Source organism: Streptomyces viridifaciens (genome assembly GCF_001888885.2).
GTDB classification, from domain to species: Bacteria; Actinomycetota; Actinomycetes; order Streptomycetales; family Streptomycetaceae; genus Kitasatospora; species Kitasatospora aureofaciens.
Map to the genome: position 1 here is coordinate 2,612,297 of NZ_CP090841.1, position 23,869 is coordinate 2,636,165.

General features: G+C 73.0%; 19 protein-coding genes. 9 read left to right on the forward strand and 10 right to left on the reverse strand.

The genetic code is table 11. The features are described 5' to 3' along the window. Positions 1-2: 2 nt before the first annotated feature. The 4 genes from BOQ63_RS18645 to BOQ63_RS18660 form a co-directional block, all read right to left on the reverse strand. Positions 3-1,454, reverse strand: coding sequence for a hypothetical protein (locus BOQ63_RS18645; RefSeq protein WP_150475983.1), 1,452 nt, complete (start codon positions 1,452-1,454; stop codon positions 3-5). Then, positions 1,451-2,086 carry a DUF6114 domain-containing protein gene (locus tag BOQ63_RS18650; RefSeq protein WP_030281969.1) on the reverse strand — a complete coding sequence of 212 codons (636 nt, stop codon included), beginning with the start codon at positions 2,084-2,086 and terminating at the stop codon, positions 1,451-1,453. The genes BOQ63_RS18645 and BOQ63_RS18650 overlap by 4 nt, the downstream gene beginning before the upstream one ends. A gap of 131 nt (positions 2,087-2,217) precedes the next feature. Beyond that, entirely contained in the window at positions 2,218-2,889 is a 672-nt protein-coding gene (locus BOQ63_RS18655) for a DUF6230 family protein (protein WP_030281971.1), read from the reverse strand. A gap of 726 nt (positions 2,890-3,615) precedes the next feature. Further along, the gene (locus BOQ63_RS18660; protein ID WP_072654653.1) at positions 3,616-4,611 is read right to left on the reverse strand and encodes a tetratricopeptide repeat protein; all 996 of its coding nucleotides are present in this window, start codon (positions 4,609-4,611) and stop codon (positions 3,616-3,618) included. A gap of 514 nt (positions 4,612-5,125) precedes the next feature. Between BOQ63_RS18660 and BOQ63_RS18665 the strand changes: the two genes are divergently transcribed. After that, positions 5,126-5,677, forward strand: a complete 552-nt coding sequence (locus BOQ63_RS18665) for a TetR/AcrR family transcriptional regulator (RefSeq protein ID WP_046386454.1) — start codon at positions 5,126-5,128, stop codon at positions 5,675-5,677. Between the two features lie 73 nt (positions 5,678-5,750). On the opposite strand, the gene icmA is transcribed toward BOQ63_RS18665, so the two are convergent. The 3 genes from icmA to BOQ63_RS18680 form a co-directional block, all read right to left on the reverse strand. Then, positions 5,751-7,436, reverse strand: a complete 1,686-nt coding sequence (icmA, locus tag BOQ63_RS18670; protein WP_030281977.1) for a coenzyme B12-dependent isobutyryl-CoA mutase large subunit — start codon at positions 7,434-7,436, stop codon at positions 5,751-5,753. 187 nt (positions 7,437-7,623) lie between these two features. Continuing rightward, positions 7,624-7,962: a DUF3817 domain-containing protein gene (locus BOQ63_RS18675; protein WP_030281979.1), complete on the reverse strand. Its 339-nt coding sequence runs from the start codon at positions 7,960-7,962 to the stop codon at positions 7,624-7,626. Between the two features lie 76 nt (positions 7,963-8,038). After that, entirely contained in the window at positions 8,039-8,611 is a 573-nt protein-coding gene (locus BOQ63_RS18680) for a MarR family winged helix-turn-helix transcriptional regulator (RefSeq protein WP_046386453.1), read from the reverse strand. A 499-nt stretch (positions 8,612-9,110) separates the two neighbouring features. On the opposite strand from BOQ63_RS18680, the gene BOQ63_RS18685 reads away from it, so the two are divergent. Continuing rightward, entirely contained in the window at positions 9,111-10,739 is a 1,629-nt protein-coding gene (locus BOQ63_RS18685) for a M4 family metallopeptidase (RefSeq protein WP_079183667.1), read from the forward strand. 242 nt (positions 10,740-10,981) lie between these two features. On the opposite strand, the gene BOQ63_RS18690 is transcribed toward BOQ63_RS18685, so the two are convergent. Beyond that, positions 10,982-11,293 (reverse strand): DUF3817 domain-containing protein, encoded by a 312-nt coding sequence (locus tag BOQ63_RS18690; RefSeq protein WP_030281985.1) that lies wholly within the window; start codon positions 11,291-11,293, stop codon positions 10,982-10,984. Positions 11,294-11,539: 246 nt separating this feature from the next. Here BOQ63_RS18690 and BOQ63_RS18695 point away from each other — a divergent pair, with 246 nt between their 5' ends. The 5 genes from BOQ63_RS18695 (at position 11,540) to BOQ63_RS18715 (ending at position 15,302) form a co-directional block, all read left to right on the forward strand. After that, a complete protein-coding gene (locus tag BOQ63_RS18695) occupies positions 11,540-12,355 on the forward strand; it encodes a DUF2127 domain-containing protein (protein ID WP_072654655.1) in 816 nt (271 codons plus the stop codon). Positions 12,356-12,435: 80 nt separating this feature from the next. Next, on the forward strand, positions 12,436-13,074 hold the full coding sequence (locus BOQ63_RS18700; protein ID WP_072654656.1) for an AIM24 family protein: 639 nt from the start codon (positions 12,436-12,438) through the stop codon (positions 13,072-13,074). Beyond that, the gene (locus tag BOQ63_RS18705; protein WP_030281990.1) at positions 13,074-13,724 is read left to right on the forward strand and encodes an AIM24 family protein; all 651 of its coding nucleotides are present in this window, start codon (positions 13,074-13,076) and stop codon (positions 13,722-13,724) included. Before BOQ63_RS18700 ends, BOQ63_RS18705 begins: the two co-directional genes overlap by 1 nt. Positions 13,725-13,945: 221 nt before the next feature. Further along, entirely contained in the window at positions 13,946-14,746 is an 801-nt protein-coding gene (locus tag BOQ63_RS18710) for an AIM24 family protein (RefSeq protein ID WP_030281992.1), read from the forward strand. 40 nt (positions 14,747-14,786) lie between these two features. Continuing rightward, positions 14,787-15,302, forward strand: a complete 516-nt coding sequence (locus tag BOQ63_RS18715) for a MarR family winged helix-turn-helix transcriptional regulator (protein WP_078656685.1) — start codon at positions 14,787-14,789, stop codon at positions 15,300-15,302. Positions 15,303-15,356: 54 nt separating this feature from the next. On the opposite strand, the gene meaB is transcribed toward BOQ63_RS18715, so the two are convergent. Together meaB and BOQ63_RS18725 are read right to left on the reverse strand one after the other, a co-directional pair. Then, the gene (meaB, locus tag BOQ63_RS18720; protein ID WP_030281995.1) at positions 15,357-16,313 is read right to left on the reverse strand and encodes a methylmalonyl Co-A mutase-associated GTPase MeaB; all 957 of its coding nucleotides are present in this window, start codon (positions 16,311-16,313) and stop codon (positions 15,357-15,359) included. A 145-nt stretch (positions 16,314-16,458) separates the two neighbouring features. Then, positions 16,459-17,652, reverse strand: a complete 1,194-nt coding sequence (locus tag BOQ63_RS18725; protein WP_030281998.1) for an acetyl-CoA C-acetyltransferase — start codon at positions 17,650-17,652, stop codon at positions 16,459-16,461. A gap of 286 nt (positions 17,653-17,938) precedes the next feature. Here BOQ63_RS18725 and mce point away from each other — a divergent pair, with 286 nt between their 5' ends. Then, a complete protein-coding gene (gene mce, locus BOQ63_RS18730; RefSeq protein WP_072654657.1) occupies positions 17,939-18,400 on the forward strand; it encodes a methylmalonyl-CoA epimerase in 462 nt (153 codons plus the stop codon). Between the two features lie 482 nt (positions 18,401-18,882). Continuing rightward, positions 18,883-23,775: a polarized growth protein Scy-related protein gene (locus BOQ63_RS18735; RefSeq protein ID WP_150475985.1), complete on the forward strand. Its 4,893-nt coding sequence runs from the start codon at positions 18,883-18,885 to the stop codon at positions 23,773-23,775. Positions 23,776-23,869: the final 94 nt, after the last annotated feature.

Here is a 23,869-nt window from a genome sequence, read left to right on the forward strand (position 1 = left end):
GCTCACTTGTCGCTGTAGGGCGCGTTGTCGTTGAACAGGTGCATCCCCGGGATGTGCAGGGTGCCGCCGAACTGGCCGGCCTGCTTGGCGGTGACGCCGGTCAGCTCCAGGTCCAACGGGATCGGGACGGAGCCGATCAGGTCGTAGAGCCAGCGCGGCAGGGTGTCCGGGGTGAGGGTGATCTCGCCCAGGTCGATCGGGATCGGCAGGCCGAGCACCTTGGACAGGTGGCCGGACAGCCGCTCCACGTACATGGTGACCTGGCCGTTGCGCATGGTCGAGGTCGAGCCCGGGGCGCCCTGGACGTGGAAGGTGACGCCGTTGCCCTCCAGTGTCGACATGTCGAGGTTCTCGATGTCCACGCTGTCGACCACGAACTTCAGCACCCGCTTGGTGCCGGTCGGGGTCTTCACGTCGTAGACGCCGTGGAAGGCCGCGCCGTGCAGGCCCAGTCGGCTGCTCCGCAGCGTCCAGTTCTGCTCCGGCACCACCTGCTCGGCGGTGGCCTTGCCGGCGGTGAGGTTGCGGGCATCCACGTCGCAGTTGGGGTTCGCGGTCGGCGAGGCGGACGGGGTCGCGGTGGCCGCCGGGGTCGCCGGGACATCGGACGACGGGGTCGCGGACGGGGCCGCCTTGGTGCTGGACTTCCCGCCGGAGGGGGTGGCGCCCGGCGAGGGCTGCCCGGCCGAGGGCTGGGCCCCCGACGACTGGGTCCCCGGGGACTGGCCCGCCGAGGACTGGGCGCCGGTGGACGGGGCCTGGGGCTGCGACTGGGAGGGCTGCGCCGGGGTGCCGACCCGCGGGGCCGGGGCGGCCGGGGCCTGGGGGGTGGCACTGGGTGTCGCGGTCGGCGTCGGACTGGCCGAACCGCCCGGGTTCAGCAGGTGGTTGATGCCGCCGACGAGGTCGTCGATCAGCCCGGCCCGGCTCGCGGTGGCCGTGCCGTCGGCGGTGCCCTGGTACACCGCGCTCACCGCGCCCGAGCCGCCGGTGGCGGCGGAGCGGACCGCGGGCGGGGTGGTGGCCGTGCCGGTGACCGACGGCTTCACCGGCGCGGTGGTCGGGGCCTTGGTCGGCGCCTGGGTCGGCGTGGTGGTCGGCACCGAGCCGGGACCGGCCGAGGGCGCCCCCGTCGAGGCCGCACCGGACGTACCGGCCGTACCGGACGGCGCGGGCGGCGGCTCGGGCAGCTCGCTCTTGGGGACGGGCGTCTCGATCGGCGCCACGTCCGGAACGGTGACGGGCGCGTTGCCGCAGGGCTTGCCCGCCGCAGACTCGGCCACCGCCGGGTTGGGCGTGTAGGCCGCGGCCATCAGCAGCGCGGTCGGTACCGCGGCCATCGCCAGGGCGCGGCCTCTCAGTCTGACCCGCACCGGCGTGCGCGGCGCCGCGTGCCGGCCGGAGCGCTGCGCGGGGACGGCCGTGCCCTCTGCTTGCTCGGCCGGCCCGGTCACCGCGCCTCCTCCTGCTCCCCCGCGGTGGGCTGCTGCGGGACGGCAGGCTCGGCGGCCGGCTCCTTGGGCGCACCCTGGGCGGGCAGCTTGGCGGTGGGCGCCTCCACGGCCTCGGCCTTGGCGGGCTCGGTGGCGGCCGGCTCAGCGGCGACGCGCTGCGCGATGGGGTTGTCCACCTGCTTGGCCCGGCGCGCGCGCCGCCCCTTGGCGGGCTCGGTGGCCGGTTCCGGCAGCGGTGCCCAGGAGACCATCAGGCCACCGCCGATCAGGCCCGGCAGCAGCGCCAGCCCGAAGCCCGCGAGGTTGGAGACCGGGATCGAGACCAGCGTCAGCAGGATGGTCGCGACACCGGCGAAGAAGCGCACGGCCGGCTGGAACCAGGCGGTCAGACCGAGGATGATCATCAGCACCCCGATGATCAGCGACCCGGCGCCGGCCGTGGTGGACATCGCGATGGTCAGCCCGCCGAGGCTGAGGTGGGCGTACGGGAAGTAGAGGATCGGTGCGCCGGCGATCATGGCCAGCAGGCCGCCCCAGAAGGGCCTGGTGCGGCGGAACTCACGGAAGCGCCGCCACAGCCACCCCACCGGGTTCTGCTGGCGGGGCCGGGTCTCGACCGTTGCGCTGGACATGGTACGGCTCCTCGACGTCGCTACGAGGGAAGAACAAAGGGGGGTGGGCCGGAAACGGCGGTCACCCGCCGCCCCCGGCCCGTGAAGACCCGTCACCGGGGTGCGCCCGCGGGCGCACCGTCAGTTCGGGCTCAGAAGCACTCGTTGCCCGCGCCGTCGCCGTGCTTCAGCGACAGGTTCAGGCCGCTGAGCACGAAGGTGCCGGCCGAGGTCGCGCGCGCGGTCTGCTGGACATTGTCCAGCGTGGCGGTCTTGGCGGACTGGGCGAAGCCCGTGGGGCCGGTCGGCAGACCGGAGCCGCCGCCCGCCTTGGTGACGCCCGGGTGGGGGGTCCAGCCCTGGGTCGCGGAGCCCGAGAGGGTGGAGGCGTCCTGACCGATGTTCATGTTCTCGAAGGTCGCGTCGGCCTTCAGCTCCTCCAGGTCGATCAGCAGCTTCTCGGCGTGGACCGGCTTGCTCCCCGGACCACCCGCGTTCAGCTGGAGGGTGATCTTGCCCAGGCCGAACGCGGACAGGTCGGTCACCACCGACTGGCAGAGGTTGGTGATGTCGGCCTTGTCGAAGGCCGAGACGGCGACCGGGTGCGGCGTGCCGTTGGCCTCGACGTCGACGGTGCCGAACTGGGCGAAGTTCTCGCCCTCCAGGTGCGAGGTGCGCACCTTGAACTGCTGGCCGGAAATGCTGAACGAGGCGGCGAGCGCGCTGTTGGCGATCGAGACGCCGACCATGGCGGTGGCCGCGACGCTCGGCACCATCACCAGGGCGAAGCGCTTCCAGCGGGTCTTGCCGTAGGTCTTGGACATGCGAGTCCTCCTTCTAGGACGTACATCTCCGGCTCCCCGGCGGCGCGTCCCGCGCCGGTGGGGGCCTGGGATGGGAGAGAGCTACGTCCTCGGTAGCGGAGAGCGCCTCGGTCGTCGTCGGACGCGGGAGCGGCCTGCGTTGCTGCGGCACTCCCGTCCCGGAACCGGCCGTCCCTGCGGGACGACGGGTCGGACCGACGACATCGGCGATCACCCCCGAGCGACAACCAGCGACCGCGCAGGGCCGCGCGGCCGGTCGAGGACAGGAACCGCCGTGGGACCGCGGATACCCCCCTGCCCTCCCTACCGCCGACCGGGGCCGACGGATCCACCCGGTGGGGATCCCGCGCTCCGCGTGGCCGACCGGCTGTCGGAGGGTGTGGAGTCTGGGACCGGGCGTGGCCGATCGTGCTTGAATCCCGGGCGAAGCACAAGGGGTGCCTTACTGACGGGTAATGCAACAGCAGGTGGCGTGGATCATGGAATTGGCGCGATTTGCACCCTGCGTGACGACTTGAAGGAATCGTGGCGACGAAATATGCCGGAAACAGCAGCGAAACACCCGTAGGTGGTCACTGAACGTGACCACCCACGGGTGAAATCAAGATTTGGTAAACCTCTGTCCGGTTGACCGGATTGTCGCCAAATCACCCGGCGACACCGCAGGTCACCCGAGGTGTCAGGCACTCGGTGCCAGGCCCGGCCCGGAGCCTGCGGAACCCGGGCTCAGAACAGCACGCGGGCCAGCGCCGTACGGGCCGCGACGACCCGCGGATCCTCCGGGCCGATCACCTCGAACAGCTCCAGCAGACGCAGCCGGGCGGTGTCCCGGTCCTCGCCGAAGGTCCGGCCGACGGTGTCCACCAGGCGCCCGAAGGCGTCCTCGACGTGGCCGCCCACCAGGTCCAGGTCGGCCGCCTGCAGCTGGGTCCCCACGTCCTTCGGGTCGGCGGCGGCCGCGGCCCGGACGGCCTGGAGGTCCAGGCCCTCGACCCGCTTGAGCAGCTCGGCCTGCGCCAGGCCCAGCTTGGCCTCGGTGTTGCCCGGCTGGTCGGCCAGCACGTTCCGGTAGGCCTGGATGGCACCGCCCAGGTCGCCGGCGTCCAGCGCGCCGTGCGCGGCGGCCAGCGCCGGGTCCTCCGGCCGCTGCGGACCCGCGGCCTCCGCGGCCTCGCCGGCCGGGGCGACCGCACCGCCGGAGATGCCGAAGCGCTGCTCGGCGACCAGGATCAGCTGGTCCAGCACCTTGCGGACGTTGGCGGCGCTCTCCGCGCCCTGGAACAGCGGCACCAGCTGACCGGCCACCACGGCCATCACGGCCGGGATGCCCTGGATGCCGAACTGCTGGGCGATCAGCTGGTTGGCGTCCACGTCGATCTTGGCGAGCACGAAGGCGCCGGCGTACTCCTCGGCGAGGCCCTCCAGGATCGGGCTGAGCTGCTTGCAGGGCCCGCACCACTCGGCCCAGAAGTCGATGACGACCGGCACCTCGGTGGAGCGCTGGACGACCTCGGTCTCGAAGGTCTCCTCGGTGACGTCGATGACGAGCTGGTAGGCGGACTGGGGGGCGACTCCGTCCGCTTCGGCGGCGGCCGCCTGGCGGGCCCGCTCGGCCCGGGCCTGCTCGGCCTTCTGGGCGGCCTCACCGGCCGCCTTCACTGCGGCGAGGTCGACCGCACCGCGCAGGGCGGAGCTGTTGAGACGCGAATTCCGTGGCTGCATGGCACCATCCTCCCCCGTCCGCGCTGCTCGCGGGCACCAACCTCCGGAAAGTCGCTCCACGCGGGCTGCGTGGTGCGGGTTCCCGGGCGGTGCGCCCCTCCCCCGGTAGCCTGAACCGTTCGGCGCGGATCCCCACCCGCGCCCGCGCCGTTCCCGTCCCACCGGTCCGGCGCCTGGTTGTCACTGCTTTCGCTACAGGTCGTAGCGTAACTGGAGCCGGTGGCCCGGCCGCAAGCCCCACTGCCGGTTCGGGGACGTGAGCTGCCCCACTTTCCCGGGTCGCCCGGCTGCCCCAACCGGCGAACAGTCGCTACCGTTACCAGCCCCACCCAAGTTACTTACCAGTAAACCGCAAGGAGGCCCGGTGCCGGCCCCCCAGCCCTCCGCGAGCCCGGACAGCGCCGTCCCGGGCAGCACCGTCCGGGGCAGCACAGTCCGGGACAGCACTGCCCAGGAGGGGACGACCGCGTCCCGGGCCAAGGGCCGCCCCCGCAGCGCCGCCGCCGACCGCGCGATCCTCGACGCCACCCGCGAGGCCCTCGCCGAGCTCGGCTGGGGTGGACTGACCATGGGCCACGTCGCGAGCCGGGCCGGGGTCGCCAAGACCACGCTCTACCGCCGCTGGCCGTCCAAGAACGAGCTCGTCGTGGACGCCGTCGCCAGTCTCTTCGACGACCTCGTGATGCCCGACCTCGGCAGCCTGCGGGCCGACATCGAGGCCGTGGTCGGCCAGTTCGCCGACCTGCTGGCCCGGCCGGAGACCCAGGCCGCGCTGCTCGCCCTGTTCGCCGAGGGCACCCGCGACCCGCAGCTGCGCCGCCGGATCCGGGAGGCGATCGTGGACCCGCAGAAGCACCTGGTCCGACAGGGCCGGGCGGCCGCCCAGGCGCGCGGCGAACTCGAAGCGGACACCGACACCGGATCGGCCTGCGAGGAGGTCGACATCATCTTCGACACCATCGCCGGCACGGTCGAGCACCGCGTCCTGGTCAGCGGCGAGCCGATCACACCCGAGTGGATCCGCCGCTTCACCGACCTGCTGCTCGGACCGCTCACCACCGGCTGACGGCGTCCGGGCACGGCGAGGCCGCCCCGCACGGACTTCCGTCCGGGGCGGCCTCGTCGGAGAGCTCAGCCGGTCAGAACGCCGCGTTCTCCCGGTACGTCCCCCACTCCTCCCGCAGCGCGTTGCAGATCTCGCCCAGGGTCGCCTCGGCGCGCACCGCGTCCAGCATCGGCGGGATCATCGACTCGCCCGAGCGCGCCGCCGCCAGCATGGCGTCCAGCCCGGCCCGCACCGCCGCGTCGTCCCGGGCCGCCTTGCGCTCGCGCAGCACCCGCACCTGCTCGCGCTCGACCTCGTGGCTGACCCGCAGGATCTCCAGGTCGGGGGTGACGCTGCGCGGGTGGCAGTTGACGCCGACCACGCGCTTCTCGCCCTTCTCCACCGCCTGCTGGTACTGGAAGGCGGCCTCGGCGATCTCACCGGTGAACCAGCCCTCCTCGATCCCGCGCAGGATGCCGGAGGTGATCGGGCCGATCTCGTGGTCCTCACGGCCCTTGTCCAGGATCCGCTGGAAGATCGCCTCGGCCTGCTGCTCGATCCGGTCGGTCAGCGCCTCGACGTACCAGGAGCCGCCCAGCGGGTCGGCCACGTTGGTGACGCCGGTCTCCTCCATCAGCACCTGCTGGGTGCGCAGCGCGATCTCGGCGGCCTGCTCGGAGGGCAGCGCCAGGGTCTCGTCCAGCGCGTTGGTGTGCAGCGAGTTGGTGCCGCCGAGCACCGCGGAGAGCGCCTCGACGGCGGTGCGCACCACGTTGTTGTACGGCTGCTGGGCGGTGAGCGAGACGCCGGCGGTCTGGGTGTGGAAGCGCAGCCACTGCGCCTTGTCGGTCTTCGCGCCGAAGCGGTCGCGCATCCAGCGGGCCCAGATCCGGCGCGCGGCGCGGAACTTGGCGATCTCCTCGAAGAAGTCCAGGTGGGCGTCGAAGAAGAAGGACAGTCCGGGCGCGAAGACGTCCACGTCCAGGCCGCGGGACAGGCCCAGCTCGACGTAGGCGAAGCCGTCCGCGAGGGTGTACGCCAGCTCCTGCGCGGCCGTCGCCCCGGCCTCGCGGATGTGGTAGCCGGAGACGGACAGCGGCTTGTACGCCGGGATGCCCTGGGCGCAGTGCTCCATCAGGTCGCCGATCAGGCGCAGGTGCGGCTCGGGGGCGAAGAGCCACTCCTTCTGGGCGATGTACTCCTTGAAGATGTCCGTCTGCAGGGTGCCGTTGAGCACCGCCGGGTCCACACCCTGGCGCTCGGCCGCCACGATGTACATGCAGAAGATCGGGACGGCCGGGCCGCTGATCGTCATCGAGGTGGTGACGTCGCCGAGCGGGATGCTGTCGAACAGCACCTCCATGTCGGCGGCCGAGTCGATGGCCACGCCGCAGTGGCCGACCTCACCGAGCGACTTGGGGTCGTCCGAGTCGTAGCCCATCAGGGTGGGCATGTCGAAGGCGACCGAGAGGCCGCCGCCGCCCGCGTCCAGGATCATCCGGTAGCGCTCGTTGGTCTGCTGCGCGTTGCCGAAGCCGGCGAACTGGCGGATGGTCCAGGTGCGGCCGCGGTAGCCGGTGGGGTGCAGGCCGCGGGTGAACGGGTACTCGCCCGGCCAGCCGATCCGCTCGAAGCCCTCGACCGGCTGCCCGGGGGCGGGGCCGTAGACCGGCTCGACCTCGTCACCGGAGAGGGTGGTGAAGTCCGCGTCCCGCTTGCGGGCCTTGTCGTACCGCTGCTGCCAGCGCTGCCGTCCGCGCTCGATCTCCTCGGCGTCCATGGGCCGAACTCCGCTCCGTACGGCCGCCACGGCACCGGGCGGCACAGCTATTAGGACGTCCTGGCAATTTACTCGGACGTCCTAGTAGTTGTCGACGGCGGCCCGCCGCGGAACGGTGACGATCGGGGAACGCGAAGGGCGCCCCGCCCCCATCGGGGAACGGAGCGCCCTCGCGGAGCTTCTCGGCTCAGACGCCGGCCGGCTGGCGGGCGCCGCCCGCCGGGAGCTGCTCGGCGGCCTCACGGGCCACCTTGCGCTCGAAGACGAAGGACAGGAACGGGATGCAGCCCGCCGCCAGGGTCAGCACCAGCCGGCCGAGCGGCCACTTCAGTTTCTGCCCGAGCAGGAAGGTCACCACGAAGTACCCGATGTACAGGTAGCCGTGCAGCATCGCGACGTAGGTGGTCAGGTCCTCGGCGGCACCGAAGCCGTACTTCGCGACCATGAAGCCGCAGAACACCAGCAGTGCGCAACCGGTCGCAATGGCCAGGCCGCGGTACCAGCCCAGCAGGGGGGTCGCCTTCATACTCTTCCTCGCCTCGCTCGGCAGTTTCGGCCGGTACGCCCGGATCCGCGCACCGCTCCCACGAGGGTAGCCGTCCTCACGGCCGCTTCCGAGCAGCCCCCTCGGCAGCCCCCTCGACGGCCTGGTCCTCGACCCCGTCGCCCGGCTCGGCGAAGTCCCCGGCGGCGACCCGCAGCGGCTTGAGCAGTTCGAACACCTGGCGGCACTGGTCGGGGCCGTACTCCTCCAGCCCGAACTCCATCGCCATCAGCTCGCGGGTGGCCTCCTCGACCACCTCGCGGCCGCGCCCGGTGATCGTGGCGAGCACCCCGCGGCCGTCCAGCGGGTTGGGGCGGCGGGCGACCAGGCCGGCCCGCTCCAGGCGGTCGACGGTGTTGGTGACGCTGGTCGGGTGGACCATCAGCCGCTCGCCGATCTTGGACAGCGAGAGCTCACCGGTCCGGCTGAAGGTCAGCAGCACCAGCGCCTCGTACCGGGCGAAGGTCAGACCGTACGGCTTGAGCACCGCGTCGACCCGGGACAGCAGGATCTGGTGCGCGCGCATGATCGAGGTGATCGCCGCCATCGAGGGCACGGTGCCCCAGCGACGGGCCCAGAGCTCGTCGGCGCGGGCGATCGGGTCGAAGTCGAGTGCGAGGGGCTTGGCCACGTCCTCAACCGTACCGGCGGACGGGACGTGCGCTACCAGCTGTCCTGATGGTGGACAAGCACGACACGGTGGCGGGATCCCGCCAATCGGACGGCCAGGTCCATACCTGGACATTGCGTCGGTGTGAACGGACGGCAACGCGCTTCGCACGTACCGGGGTTGACCGTCCGATGAGCGAACGCCCCGCTACCAGGCCTCGGTTCGGTCCGGAACCCGCCGAAAGTCCGGGTAAATGATCCGCTTTGTCCCCCCGTTCACAATGCTTCGTCTTGGCGGGACTTGGCCAATTCATGAGGAAGACCTGTCATTTGATTTGCTCGATTGTCATGCTTTCCGCCAACCCCGTTCGACAGCCACCACCCCCACCCAACCGGTGGCAGCCGCACGACCGCTCGGGGTCCTCGCACGTCAGTGCCCGTCCCGCCCCTCAGGTGCCGACCCCGGCCCCCGGGACGCGGTGCGACCGCGCCCACACGCGGTTTCCCGGAAGGACTCGTCCGTGAAGCGAAAGCTCGCCGCAGTCGCCGTACTCTCCGCCACCGCCCTGCTGACCGGTGTCGTCCAGGGCGTCGCGGCCCAGGCCGACCCCGCGCCGCAGGCCCGGGGCGCCCAGCAGCACGCCGACCTGATCGCCCAGGCGAACGGCCAGGCCGCCAAGGTGGCGCACGCCCTGTCCCTGGGCGGCCAGGAGCAACTGGTGGCCAAGGACGTCGTGGTGGACGCCGACGGCACCCGCCACCTCCGCTACGAGCGCACGTTCGCCGGACTCCCCGTGCTGGGCGGCGACCTGGTGGTGCACCAGAAGGCGGACGGCTCGACCACCGCGGTGGACAAGGCCGTCGGCGCCAAGCTCGCGCTGCCCAGCCTCACTCCCGAGATCGCCGCGGACCAGGCCGCCGCCCAGGCGACCGGCGCCGTGCAGTCCACCGTCGGCATCGCCGCCGACGAGGACGAGGCGCCGCTGACCGAGGTCCGGCAGACCGGCACCGCCGCCCTGGTGGTCTGGGCGGCCGACGGCAATCCTCGGCTGGCGTACCGGACCACCGTCGAGGGTCTGCGCGCCGACGGCACCCCGAGCAGCCAGCTGCTGGTCACCGACGCGGCCACCGGCCAGGTGCTCTCCACCCACGAGCAGGTGCAGACCGCCTCCGGCAGCGGCAAGGGCGTCTTCGTCGGCACCGTCCCGCTGACCACCACCCAGAGCGGCACCTCGTACCAGCTGAAGGACGCCGGCCGCGGCGGCCAGGCCACCTACAACCTGAAGAACAAGACCTCCGGCAGCGGCACCCTGTTCGCCAACTCCACCAACGTCTTCGGCAACGGCCTGGTCTCCAACCAGGAGTCCGCCGCCGTGGACGCCCAGTACGGCGCGGCCGCCACCTGGGACTTCTACAAGAACACCTTCGGCCGCAACGGCATCAAGAACGACGGCGTCGGCGCGGTCAGCCGGGTCCACTACGGCACCAACTACGTCAACGCGTTCTGGAGCGACAGCTGCTTCTGCATGACGTACGGCGACGGTGCCAGCAACACCCACCCGCTCACTGCGCTGGACGTGGCCGGCCACGAGATGACCCACGGCGTCACCTCCGCCACCGCGGGCCTCAACTACTCCGGCGAGTCCGGCGGCCTGAACGAGGCCACCTCGGACATCTTCGGCACCATGGTCGAGTGGTACGCCAACCTGGCCGCCGACAAGCCGGACTACCTCATCGGCGAGCAGATCAACATCAACGGTGACGGCAAGCCGCTGCGCTACATGGACCAGCCGTCCAAGGACGGCCGCTCGGCCGACTACTGGTCCTCCTCGGTCGGCGGCCTGGACGTCCACTACTCCTCGGGCGTGGCCAACCACTTCTTCTACCTGCTCGCCGAGGGCAGCGGCGCCAAGACCATCAACGGCGTCAGCTACAACAGCCCGACGTACAACGGCTCCACCCTCGCCGGCATAGGCCGGGACAAGGCGGCCAAGATCTGGTACCGCGCGCTGACCACCTACTTCACCTCCACCACCAACTACGCGGCGGCCCGCACCGGCACCCTGAAGGCCGCGGCGGACCTGTACGGCGCCACCAGCGCCGAGTACGCGGCCGTCGCCGCGACCTGGAGCGCCGTCAACGTCAAGTGACGTACGGCGCGCGGTGAGCCGGACGCCCGGGGCCTCGTTGGAGGGCAGGCCCCGGGCGTCCGGCCGTGTCCGGGCCGACGACTCCCGGCCAATCCCCTCAGGGGGCCTGTTCTTCCGCGGCGACGGTTGTCATGCTTCTGGCGAAACCCCGAATCCACTCCCGGTGAGAAAACGGCGGCAGGCTGCCGCGGCCCTTTGGGAGAGGAGGCCGTGGCAGCCTGTCGACCGTCCACGCGAGCGGGTCAGGCGGTCGCGGGCCGCAGCTCCCCGCGCTCCTCGCGACCGAGCTGCCGCTCGGCGACGAAACCGCCGAACGGCAGCACCGAGAGCACGAACAGCAGCACGCCGCGCTTGGCGTCCCACTTCTGCGCCTGCCAGGCCTGGATCCAGAAGATCACGTACAGGATGAACAGGATCCCGTGGACCATGCCCATCACCGGCACGGCGTCGAAGGACGTGGTCCGCTTCAGCACCGAGCAGATCAGCAGCAGGATGAAGGAGATCCCCTCGGGGGCGGATACGAGGCGCAGGCGGTGGACGGCGCTGCTGTTCACGTTGGATACCTCAATACGGGGGTCGGAGGCGCGGCACGCTTGTGAAGCGACTCACAAGCCTTCCCGCCATTATCACCGAGCACATGTCCGAGCCCAGGGCCGGGGGTGGGCACCGTGCCGGATGTCACAGCGGCGCGCCAGAACCCCGCCGGGTGCGGCGGGGCGTCGCCCGCACCCCCTATCCTGCTGCCCGCGCGCCCACCGAACCGGGCGCCGCCGGCACCGCACACGGGGGGTAGTCACCACATGTTCAAGCGCGACTGGGACCGCAGGACCTGCGCCAAGCGCGGCCACATCACCTACGCGCCGACCGAGCCCGAGCTGGCCTCCCGACTGCACGCCGCCACCGCGGTCGGCGACGCCTGGCGCTGCCTGCGCTGCGGCGACTTCTCGCTCGGCGCCCCGCACGGCTCCGGCCCGGCGGCGAACGCCCCGCTGGTGCCGCGCGGCAAGGCCCTGCGGGACCTCTTCATCCTGCGCTTCCTGGCCGTCGAGCGGGTGCTGCGCGGCGTGATCATCATCCTGATGGCCTGGGGCGTCTGGAAGTTCTCCAACAGTCAGGAGGCGGTGCAGCGGGTCTTCGAGGAGGACCTCACGGTCTTCAAGCCGGTCACCGACCACTTCCACTGGGACCTCGACCACGCCCCGATCGTCGAGACGATCCGCAAGACCTTCGGCTACCAGAAGAAGACCCTGCTGATCGTCGCGGGCGCGATGATCGCCTACGCGCTGATCGAGATCGTCGAGGCGGTCGGCCTCTGGCTGGGCCGGCGCTGGGCCGAGTACCTGACCGTGGTCGCCACCGCCGCCTTCCTCCCGCTGGAGGGCTACGAGCTGCACGAGCACATCAGCGCGGTGAAGATCTGCACCCTGCTGCTGAACATCGCGGCGGTGCTCTGGATCATGCTCTCCAAGCGCCTGTTCGGCCTGCGCGGCGGCGTGGTGGCCTTCGAGGCGGAGCGCCACTCGGCCTCGCTGCTGGAGGTCGAGCAGGCGGCCGGAGCCGTCCCGGCGCCCGGCCACGGCCACGGCCACGGCCACGGCGCCCACGCACGCTCCTGACCCGAACGATTGTCCCGGGTCCGTACCGGTTGGGCCCCGCCCCCTCGCCCCGCAGCCCCGGCGGAAGCTAGATTGCGGCCGTGGCACAGTTCAGACTCCAGGGATCGCGGGTGCTCGCCGTCGAGTTGGGCGGCGACGCCGTCAAGGCCCGGCACGGCTCGATGGTCGCCTACACCGGCCAGATGACCTTCAAGAAGCTGACCGGCGGAGGGGACGGCCTGCGAGGCATGGTCACCCGCAGGCTCACCGGCGAACGGATGACCGTCATGGAGGTGAGGGGGCAGGGCACCTGCTACTTCGCCGACAAGGCCACCGAGATCAACCTGGTCCGCCTCGACGGGGAGACGCTCTACGTCGAGGCGGACAACCTGCTGTGCACCGAGGCCGGCCTGCACACCGGCACCAGCTTCACCGGGCTGAACGGCGTCTCCTCGGGCAACGGCCTCTTCACCACCAAGGTGGAGGGCCACGGCTGGGCCGCCGTCACCTCCAACGGCCCGGCCGTCATCCTGAGGGTCGGCAAGGACATGCCGCTGCGGGTCGACCCGGGCGCCTACGTCGCGCACACCGGCAGCCTGCACCGCAGCCTGAAGTCGGGCGCGGGCTGGACCACGGTGATCGGCGAGGGCGGCGGCGAGGCCGTGCAGGTGGAGTTCACCGGCGAGGGCCTGGTGTACGTCCAGCCCTCGGAGAAGGTCACCCTCGGGGGTGACGTCTGATGGGCTTCACCCGGATCAACGGGAAGATGGTCGAGGCCCAGGTGGTGCCCGGCCAGCGGCTGTTCAGCCAGCGCGGGGCGATGCTCGGGTACACCGGCGACGTCCGGTTCACCCCGAACATCACCGGCGGCCAGGGCGGCGTGATGTCGATGATCGGCCGCCGGGTCGCCAACGAGGACACCCCGCTGATGACCGTCGAGGGCCAGGGGCGGGTGATGTTCGGCCACGGCGGCCACCACGTCCACGTGATCGACCTGACCGGCGACACCCTGTTCGTCGAGGCGGACCGGCTGCTCGCCTTCGAGGGCACGCTGCGCCAGTCCACCGTGTTCCTCGGCTCGCAGGGCGGGGTGATGGGCATGGTCCGCGGCCAGGTCAGCGGGCAGGGCCTGTTCACCACCCGGCTGGAGGGCCACGGCTCGGTCGCGGTGATGGCCCACGGCGGCGTCTTCGAACTGCCGATCACCCCCGGCCAGCCGGTGCACGTCGACCCGCAGGCGTACGTGGCGCACCGCGGCGAGGTGCGCAACAAGCTGTCCACGGCGATCGGTTGGCGCGAGATGATCGGCCGCGGCTCGGGCGAGGCGTTCCAGCTGGAACTGTCCGGGCAGGGCGCGGTGTACGTCCAGGCGAGCGAGGAGAAGCTCTGATGTCCCACCCGCCGCAGCCGCCCCAGCCGTCGTACGGGCAGTCCCCGTACGGCCAGTCGCCGCACGACCAGCCCACCCAGCCGGGCTTCACGGTGCCTCCGGTGCCTTCGAACCACGGGCGTTCGCAGGACTACCCGCCGCCCCCTCCCCCGCCGCCCGGCTACCAGCCGCAGCCCCAACAGGCTTACGCCCAGGAGCAGTTCGGAGGCCCGCAGGCCCCGCTGCCGACCACCCACGGCGGCGAGGGACCGGTGGTGCACGACGCGTACACCCTGCCGGCCAACGACAACGTCAACCCGTACGCCTTCGCCGTCGAGCTGAACGGCTCCTACTTCCTGCAGAAGGGCAAGATGGTCGCCTACTACGGCGACATCACCTTCCGCGGCGTCGGCGCCGGGATGGTCGACCGGATGCTCGGGCAGCACTTCAACTCCCCGCTGCACGCGGCGGACTGGGTGGTCGCCCAGGGCAGCGGCAAGCTGCTGCTGGCCGACCGCGCCTACGACCTCAACTCCTACGACCTGGACGACGGCAACCTGACCGTCCGCTCCGGCAACCTGCTCGCCTTCGACCCGACGCTGCGGCTCAAGCAGTCGATCATCCCGGGCTTCCTGACGCTGATCGGCACCGGCCGCTTCGTCGCCGCCTCCAACGGGCCGGTGCACTTCGTGGAGCCGCCGATCCGGGTGGACCCGCAGGCCCTGGTCGGCTGGGCGGACTGCCCGGCGCCGTGCCACCACTACGACCACGACTACCTGCACGGGGTGGTCGGTGGCCTGCGGCGACTGACCGGCATCGGCGGCGCCTCGGGCGAGGAGCACCAATTCGAGTTCATCGGCGCCGGGCAGGTGCTGGTGCAGTCCAGCGAGCAGCTGATGGCCGAGCGTCCGGTGGGCCGGGTGGACGCCGAGGCAGGCGTCCCGGGAGGCGGGGTGCCGCCCCAGCCGGGCCACGGCGGCAACCACCCCAACCAGCCGGGCCTGGGTAACCTTGGCGAACTCGGGCGGCGTTTCGGCCTGTAAACTTGTACAAGATTGAACTAAATCGGCTATGCTGGATCCCATGGATACGCACACGATCGACACTGCGGACAACCCTGAGCCGCGGCCCGAGGAGGAGACTCCCTGGCTGACCGCCAGGGAGCAGCGGATGTGGCGCGCCCATCTGGAGGTCGCCAAGCTGCTGGACTACCAGCTCAGCCGCGAGCTCCAGCCCCACAACCTGGCGATCAACGACTACGAGATCCTGGTCGTGCTCTCCGAGGCGCCCGACCACCGCATGCGGATGACCGACCTCGCGACCGCCACCCTGCAGTCGAAGAGCCGGCTCTCCCACCAGATCACCCGCATGGAGAACGCCGGCCTGGTGCTGCGCCAGGAGTGCCCCGGCGACCGCCGCGGCCTCTACGCCCACCTCACCGAACAGGGCTGGGAGACCATGCAGCGGGTCGCCCCCGACCACGTCCGCAGCGTCCGGGCCCACTTCATCGACCGCTTCACCCCGGAACAGCTCGACGCCATCTACGAGGCCCTGGCTCCCGTCGCCGAGCACCTGCGCGGCCTCCGAGGCCGCTCGTAGTTCCTGCGGGCCCCCGGCGCGGGAAGTCGGCCCGGCCGACTTCCCGCGCCGGGCTCAGCCGGTGGTCAGGCCGGCGACGAGTTCGTCGGCGGCGCCGTAGGCGTCGAGGGTGCCGGTGGCCACCCGTTCGGCGAGACCGGCCAGCAGGCGGTCGCCGGAGAGGTCGCCGATCCGGGCCCGCAGCTCGGCCAGGGCGATGGCCTCGATCTCCTGGGCGGCCCGGCGGCGGCGGCGCGCCGCCAGTTCGCCGTGCTCCTCCAGCCAGGCGCGGTGCTTCTCCAGCGCCTCGACCACCTCGTCCACTCCCTCGCCGCGCGCCGCGACGGTCTTGACGATCGGCGGGCGCCAGTCCCCCGCCTCGCGCGCCTCGCCGAGGCCCAGCATGTGGTTGAGCTCCCGGGCGGTGGCGTCGGCGCCGTCCCGGTCGGCCTTGTTCACCACGAAGACGTCGCCGATCTCCAGGATGCCGGCCTTGGCGGCCTGGATGCCGTCGCCCATCCCGGGGGCCAGCAGCACCACGGCGGTGTCGGCCTGGGCGGCGACCTCGACCTCGGACTGGCCCACGCCCACGGTCTCCACCAGGATCACCTCGCACCCGGCCGCGTCCAGCACCCGCAGCGCCTGCGGGGCCGCCCAGGACAGCCCGCCGAGGTGCCCGCGGGTGGCCATCGAGCGGATGAACACCTCGGGGTCGGTCGCGTGGTCCTGCATCCGGACCCGGTCGCCCAGCAGCGCCCCGCCGGAGAACGGCGAGGACGGGTCGACGGCGAGCACTCCGACCCGCTTGCCCAGCCGCCGGTAGGCGGAGACCAGCGCCGAGGTGGAGGTGGACTTGCCGACCCCGGGCGAGCCGGTCAGGCCCACGGTGTAGGCCTGCCCGGTGTACGGGGCGAGCGCGGCCATCGCCTCCCGCAGCTGCGGAGCGGCGTTCTCGACCAGCGTGATCAGGCGGGCGACCGCCCGCGGCCGGCCCTCCCGGGCCTGCTCGACCAGCGTGGCGACATCGATCATCAGGGTCTCCTTGCGCAGATGCCGAGGGGCCTGGAAGGCCCGGGGTCCGTCTCCGAACTCGCATCTGCGGGGCGACGCCGGGGCACGGACCCAAAGGGCTGCGGACCACTTGTGGCGGTCCGCAGCCCCGAGGTCAGAGCGTCGGTCAGGCCTTCGGCACGCGCACGATCAGCGCGTCGCCCTGGCCGCCGCCGCCGCACAGGGCGGCCGCGCCGACCCCGCCGCCGCGGCGCTGCAGCTCCAGCGCGAGGGTGAGCACCACCCGGGCGCCGGACATGCCGATCGGGTGGCCGAGCGCGATCGCGCCGCCGTTGACGTTGACGATGTCGGAGGAGACGCCCAGGTCCTTCATCGACTGGTGGGCGACGGCCGCGAAGGCCTCGTTGATCTCGATCAGGTCGAGGTCGGAGACCTCCAGGCCCTCCTTGGACAGCGCGTGCCTGATCGCGTTGGACGGCTGCGACTGCAGCGAGTTGTCCGGGCCGGCCACGTTGCCGTGCGCGCCGATCTCGGCGATCCAGGTGAGGCCCAGCTCCTCGGCCTTGGCCTTGCTCATCACGACCACGGCGGCGGCGCCGTCGGAGATCTGCGAGGAGGTGCCGGCGGTGATCGTGCCGTCCTTGGTGAAGGCCGGGCGCAGCTTGGCGAGACCCTCGACGGTGGTGTCGGCGCGGATGCCCTCGTCCTGGCTGAACAGCACCGGCTCGCCCTTGCGCTGCGGGATGGCGACCGGGACGATCTCGGCGTCGAAGACGCCGTCCGCCTGCGCCTTGGCGGCCCGCTGGTGGGAGGCGGCGGCGATCTCGTCCTGCACCTCGCGCGGGATGCCCAGGCGGGTGTTGTGCTTCTCGGTGGACTCGCCCATCGGGATGTTCTCGTAGGCGTCGGTCAGACCGTCGTACGCCATGGCGTCGAGCACCTCGACGGCGCCGTACTTGTAGCCCTCGCGGGACTTCGGCAGCAGGTGCGGGGCGTTGGTCATCGACTCCTGGCCGCCGGCCACCACGATGTCGAACTCGCCGGCCCGGATCAGCTGGTCGGCGAGGGCGATGGCGTCCAGGCCGGAGAGGCAGACCTTGTTGACGGTCAGCGCCGGGACGTTCATCGGGATGCCGGCCTTGACGGCGGCCTGACGGGCCGGGATCTGGCCGGCGCCGGCCTGCAGCACCTGGCCCATGATCACGTACTGGACCTGATCCCCGGTGATCCCGGCCCGCTCCAGTGCGCCCTTGATCGCGAAGCCGCCGAGGTCGGCACCGGAGAAGCCCTTGAGGGAGCCGAGCAGGCGACCCATCGGGGTCCGCGCACCGGCAACGATCACAGAGGTGGTGTTGGTCATGGGACGGGCCCCTTCGCACGTCGTGGCCAGGTGAGGATGCGCTCAGGGTACTGACCCGTTTTCCGCCCGTCACCGGAGCGACGGTGTGATCGAGCGCACTGGCACCCTCCAGTCAACACCGTGTCAACGCGGTCCGGGTGAACGTTCGGGTGAAAGTCCGCGGGCGACCGCGTGCCGTCCGCGCCCGGTCAGCGTGTGAGCAGGCTCGCACGTCCGGCACTGGCGCGGGCCGAGGCCCGTACGCTGCACTGGGTGCCACTTTCCGTACCTGCCCTGGAGGTCCGCCGTGCTGACCCGTATCGACCACATCGGCATCGCCTGCCGAGACCTCGACAAGACGGTCGAGTTCTACCGCACCACCTACGGCTTCGAGGTGTTCCACAGCGAGGTCAACGAGGAGCAGGGCGTCCGCGAGGCGATGCTCCGGATCAACGGGACCGACGACGGCGGCGCCTCGTACCTCCAGCTGCTGGAGCCGACCCGGCCGGACTCCACCGTCGCCAAGTGGCTGGAGAAGAACGGCGAGGGCGTGCACCACATCGCCTTCGGCACCGCCGACGTGGACGGCGACTCCGAGGCCATCCGCGGCAAGGGCGTCCGGGTCCTCTACGACGAGCCGCGGATCGGCTCGATGGGCTCGCGGATCACCTTCCTGCACCCCAAGGACTGCGGCGGGGTGCTGACCGAGCTGGTCACGTCCGCCCAGCCCGCCGGGCACGAGGGGCACGGAGCACACGGAGGGCACTGAAGCCACCGGAACCCCCGGTAGCCGCGGTCCGGCTCTAGCGACCCGTCAGTAACCTGGTCCGGGAGCCGGAAAACCCCCACGCGGCCATTCCCCCGCAGTGCGCTCCCACTACAATGCCCAGGTGCGCGACGAATCCGGGGGACGGAGTCGACGGGCACGGCCGATGACAGGCCTGTCCGCCCTCCGGTGGTCGGCCCGTCGCAGGGGAGTCCAGTACGCGGGCACGGCTGAGCAGTCGCAAGACGGATCTGTCACCATTCTCCACAGGCAAGAGTTCGCCCAGGAGTCCACCCGGACGGGGGAACGCGGTACCCCCGCGCTCCCACGGCCAGGGCTCCGACGACCGCGGCGGACGCCCCCGGCTTGGCACGGGGTCGTCCGGTGGCCGCGGATGCAAGGACCAGTCGGACCGGCACCCCGGACAGGGGCGCCCCGGACCGGCCGGGTCGAGGACGCGACCAGGAGATGGATGGGACCGCGGAGTGCGGGGCAACGACCGCTACGAGGTTGACGATCACCTCTCCCAGTTCGAGGCCGAGATGGGTCGGACTCGGAAGGAGCGGGACAAAGCAGTCGAGCATGCCGAGGACCTCGCCTACCAGGTGGAGGTGCTCCGGGCCAAGCTGCACGAGTCCCGGCGCATGCTTGCCCAGCCGCGCGCCTTCGACGCCGTCTCCGGCCAGGCCGAGCAGATGCTCCGCACCGCCGAGATGCAGGCCCAGCAGATGCGCGCGGACGCCGAGCGCCAGCTGCGCGACTCCCAGGCCGCCACCCAGCGGATCATGGCCGAGGCCGCCGAGCGCACCGCCCGGCTGGAGGCCGAGCTCGCCGCGCGCCGCCGCCAGCTGGAGGAGGAGCTCACCGAGCTGCGCCGCTCCGCCGAGCAGCACGTCAACGGCTGGGCCGAGCAGACCCGGACCGGCTCCGAGCAGGAGGCCCAGCGCCTGCTGCAGGACGCCCGCGCCGAGGCCGAGCGGATGGTCGCCGCGGCCCGTGCCGAGGCCGCCGCCCTCTCCGACCACGCCCGCGCCCAGACCGCCGCCGACGTCGACGCCGCCCGCGGCGAGGCCCAGGCCGCCGCCGAGGCCGCCCTGCAGAAGGCCCAGAGCGACGCCGAGCGCCTGCTGCGCGCCGCCTCCGAGCACGCCCAGCAGGCCGGTGCCCAGGCCGCCGCCGACGTGGACGCCGCCCGCGGCCAGGCCCAGCAGGAGCTGGCTGCCGCCCACGCCGCCGCCGAGCAGCAGCTGGCCCTCGCACAGGCCGAGATCGGCCGGCTCAAGGAGCAGGCCGCCGCCGAGCAGGCCCGTGCCGAGCAGCAGCTCGATGCCGCGAAGACCGAGATAGAGCGGCTGCGCGCCGAGGCGATCGCCGAGGCCGAGCGCACCCGCCGGGAGGCCGCCGAGCTGCGCGCCCAGGCCGAGCAGGCCGCCGAGCAGCTCCAGGCCGACGCCGAGGCCGCCGCCGAGCGCAAGGTCGCCGACGGCGAGGCCGCCACCGAGCAGCGGTCGCAGACCGCCCGCGCCGAGATCGCCCGACTGGTCGCCCAGGCCACCAAGGAGTCCGAGGCGATCCGCGCCGAGGCCGAGGCGGTCCGCGCCGAGGCGGCCACCAGGCAGGCCGAGGCGGACGCCGCCAAGGCCGCCGCCGCCGAGGAGAGCGAGCGGCTGCGGGCCACCGCCGAGTCGGTCGCCGCCCAGCTGAAGGCCGAGGCCGAGGCCGCGATCGCCGAGCTGCGCGCCCGGGCCGAGCGGGACGTGGCCGAACTGCGGGCGCAGGCCGCGGCCGACGCCCAGCGGCTGCGCGGCGAGGCCGAGGAGGAGGGCCGGGCGGCCGGCGCCAAGGACGCCACCGTCCACCTCGCCAAGGCCGCCAAGACCGCCGAGGAGGTGCTCGGCCGGGCCAACCAGGACGCCGAGACGGCGCGCGCCGAGGCCGCCACCGAGGCGGAGCGGATCCGCGCCGAGGCCCGGGCCGAGGCCCAGCGGCTGCGCGAGCAGGCCCAGGCCGCCGTCGAGCAGGCCCAGAACGCCGCGCTGGACGACGCCGCCGCGATCCGCGAGCGGATCGAGCAGATGCAGGACGAGGCGGCCCGGCTGCGGGCCGAGGCCGAGGAGCTGCGCGCCCAGGCCGCCGCCGAGGCCGACCGGTCCCGCAGCGAGGCCCGCCGCCAGGCCGTCCTGCAGATCGAGGAGTCGGCGAAGAACGCCGAGGAGCTGCTCACCAAGGCCAAGGCCGACGCCGACGAGCTGCGCGCGGGCGCGGCCGGGGAGATCGAGCGGCTGCGCGAGCAGGCCCAGGAGCAGGCCGCCGAGACCCAGGGACGGGCCGAGCAGACCCTCGCCCGGGCCCGGGCCGAGGCCGAGAAGATCACCGCCGCGGCCGAGCAGCAGGGCCAGGACGCCCTGGCCGCCGCCAAGGCCGCGGCCGCCGAGAACCGGACCGCCGCCGAGCGCGAGACCTCCGAACTCCGGCGCGAAGCGGTCGAGTTCGACCAGCGGGTGCGGTCCGAGGCGAGCGCCGCCGCGCAGGCCCTGACCGCCGACGCCCAGGCCGAGGCCAAGGCCGTCCGGGACGCCGCGGTCGCCGACGCCGAGCGGGTGCGCACCGAGGCCGACACCGAGGCCGCCCGTACCCGGGCCGAGGCCGAGGCCGCAGCGAACGCGCTGCGCGAGGAGAGCCGGCGCGAGCGCGAGGAGGCCGCCGCCGGGCTGGAGCGCGAGCGTGAGGAGACCGCCGAGCAGCTGGCCGGCGCCCGGACCGCCCGCGAGCAGGCCGAGCAGGCCGCCGCCGAGCTGACCGAGCGCACCGCCCGGGAGACCGCCGAGGTCCGCGCCGCCGCCGACCGGTACGCCGCCGAGCAGCGCGAGAGCGCCGACCGGGAGACCACCGAGCTGCGCGAGAGCGCCGACCGGTACGCGGCCGAGCAGCGCGCCCAGGCCGAGCAGGCCGCCGCCGAACTGCGCGCCCTCGCCCAGCAGGAGACCACCCAGCAGCGCGAGCACGCCGAGGCCTACGCCGACCGCGTCCGCACCGACGCCGAACAGCACGCCGTCGAGCTCACCGAGCGCACCATCGCCGAGACGACCGAGCTGCGCGAGGGAGCGGACCGGTACGCCGCCGAGCTGCGCGAGGACGCCGACCGGTACGCGGCCGAGCAGCGCGCCCAGGCCGAGCAGGCCGCCGCCGAACTGCGCGCCCTCGCCCAGCAGGAGACCACCCAGCAGCGCGAGCACGCCGAGGCCTACGCCGACCGCGTCCGCACCGACGCCGAACAGCACGCCGTCGAGCTGCGGGCCGAGGTCGAGCAGTACGCCGTCGACCGCCGCGCCGAGGCCGACGAACTGCTGGAGCAGGCCGCAGCCGCCGCCGAGCAGCGCCGGGCGGAGGCCGCCCAGGACGCCAAGGCGACCCGCGAGAAGGCCGCCGCCGAGCTGGCGCTGGCCAACGAGCAGGCCGAGACCGTACGGGCCGAGGCCGGCCGGGAGCTGTCCGAGGCCCGCGCCACCGCCGACGACATCCGCGCCGAGGCCACCGCCGTCCTGGAGCAGGCGCGGGCCGACGGCGAGGACGTGGTCGCCGCCGCCAGGGCCGAGGGCGCCGAGCTGGTCGCCGCCGCCGAGGAGGAGGCCGCCGAGGTCCGCCAGTCGGTGGCCGGCCTGCACGAGGCCGCCGCCGAGCAGATCGCCGCGCTGCGCGCCACCGCCGAGCAGGAGGCCGCGGACACCCGCGACCGGGCGGAGCAGGCCGCTGCGGAGACCCGCGCCCTCGCCGAGCGCGAGACGACCGAGCAGCGCGAGGCCGCCGAGCGGTACTCCGCCGAGGTGCGCGACCTGGCCGACCGGGAGACCGCCGAGCAGCGCGAGGCGGCCGAGCGGTACAGCGCCGAGCAGCGCGAGGCCGCCGACCGGTACAGCGCCGACCTGCGCGCCCGGACCGAGGCCGAGACCACCGCCCTGCGCGAGCAGACCGAGCTGGAGCTCACCGCCGAGCGCGAGGCCGCCGAGGCCGAGCTCGGCCGTCAGCGCGCCGAGGCCCAGGCCTACGACGAGCAGCTGCGCGCCGACGCCGAGGCGGAGCTGCGCGCCGCCCGGGAGGCGGCCGAGCAGCTGCGAGCCGACGCCGAGGCCCAGGCCGCCCGTACGGTGGCCGAGGCCGAGGCCCAGGGCGCCCGGACCGTCGCCGAGGCCGAGGAGCTGGCCGCCGGGCTGCGCGCCGAGGCCGAGGAGTACGCCCTCGCCACCCGCACCCTGGCCGAGGAGTACGACGCCGCCACCCGCACCCGCGCCGACGCCTACGACGCGGAGACCCGGGAGGCCGCCGAGCAGTTCGACAAGGCCACCCGGGACCAGGCCAAGTCCGTCCTGGAGAAGGCCTTCGCGGACGCCGAGTCGCTCGGCGAGGACGCCCAGACCACCGCGCTGGCCACCACCGCCGCCGCCGAGGAGCAGGCGGACGCGATGGTCGCCGCCGCCCGCAAGGAGGCCGACCGGCTGGTCGCGGCCGGCGAGGCCGCCGGTCAGGCCGAGGTCGAGAAGGGCCGCTCCGACGCGGACGCCCTGCTCGCCGAGGCCCGCCGGGACGCCACCGCGATCCGCGAGCGCGCCGAGGAGCTGCGCGAGCGCACCGACGCCGAGGTGGAGGCGCTGCACGAGCGGGCCCGCAAGGAGAACGCGGCGGCGATGAAGTCGGCCGGCGAGCGGGTGGACGCGCTGGTGACGGCCGCTCAGGAGCAGCTGACGGAGGCCGAGGAGCAGGCGGTGGCCACCGTCGCCGAGGCCGAGGAGCGGGCCGCCGCCCTGGTCGCCGCCGCCGAGGAGCGGGCCGCCGAGCTCACCTCGGAGGCCTCCGCGGAGGCCAGCAAGGTCCGGCTGTCCGCCGTCCGCAAGGCGGAGGGCCTGCTGAAGGAGGCGGAGACCAAGCTCGCCAACTCCACCGACCGCGCCGAGACGCTGATCGAGAAGGCCGAGGCCAAGCTGGCGTCGGCCGAGGCGGAGGCCGAGGAGCGGCTCGACAAGGCGGCCGCCGAGGCGGAGAAGCGGCTGCACGAGGCCGACCGCACCGCGGACGAGCAGATCGAGCTGGCGAAGGCGGAGGCCGAGCGGCTGATCGCCGAGGCGAAGGCGGAGGCCGAGCGGGTCACCGACGAGGGTCGGCGGGAGCTGGACGAGCTGGTGCGCCGCCGCAAGGACATCAACACCGAGATCTCCAGGGTCCAGGACGTGCTGTCGGCGCTGGAGGCGTTCGAGGCACCGTCACCGGTCGCCCAGACCAACGGGGGAAGCAACACCAAGAAGGACGGGGGCGCCAAGGCCGGTGCCGGAGTTGGCTCCCCCCGGTCGGGTGGCAATCGCTCCAAGAACGCACCACCCGATTGAGCGGACATTGGCGGTCATTGTCCGTGAGAGAACGGCATTTCGCCGCCGACACTCCGGTACCGTGTCAGGATTCCCTCAACCACCTCAGCGGTTT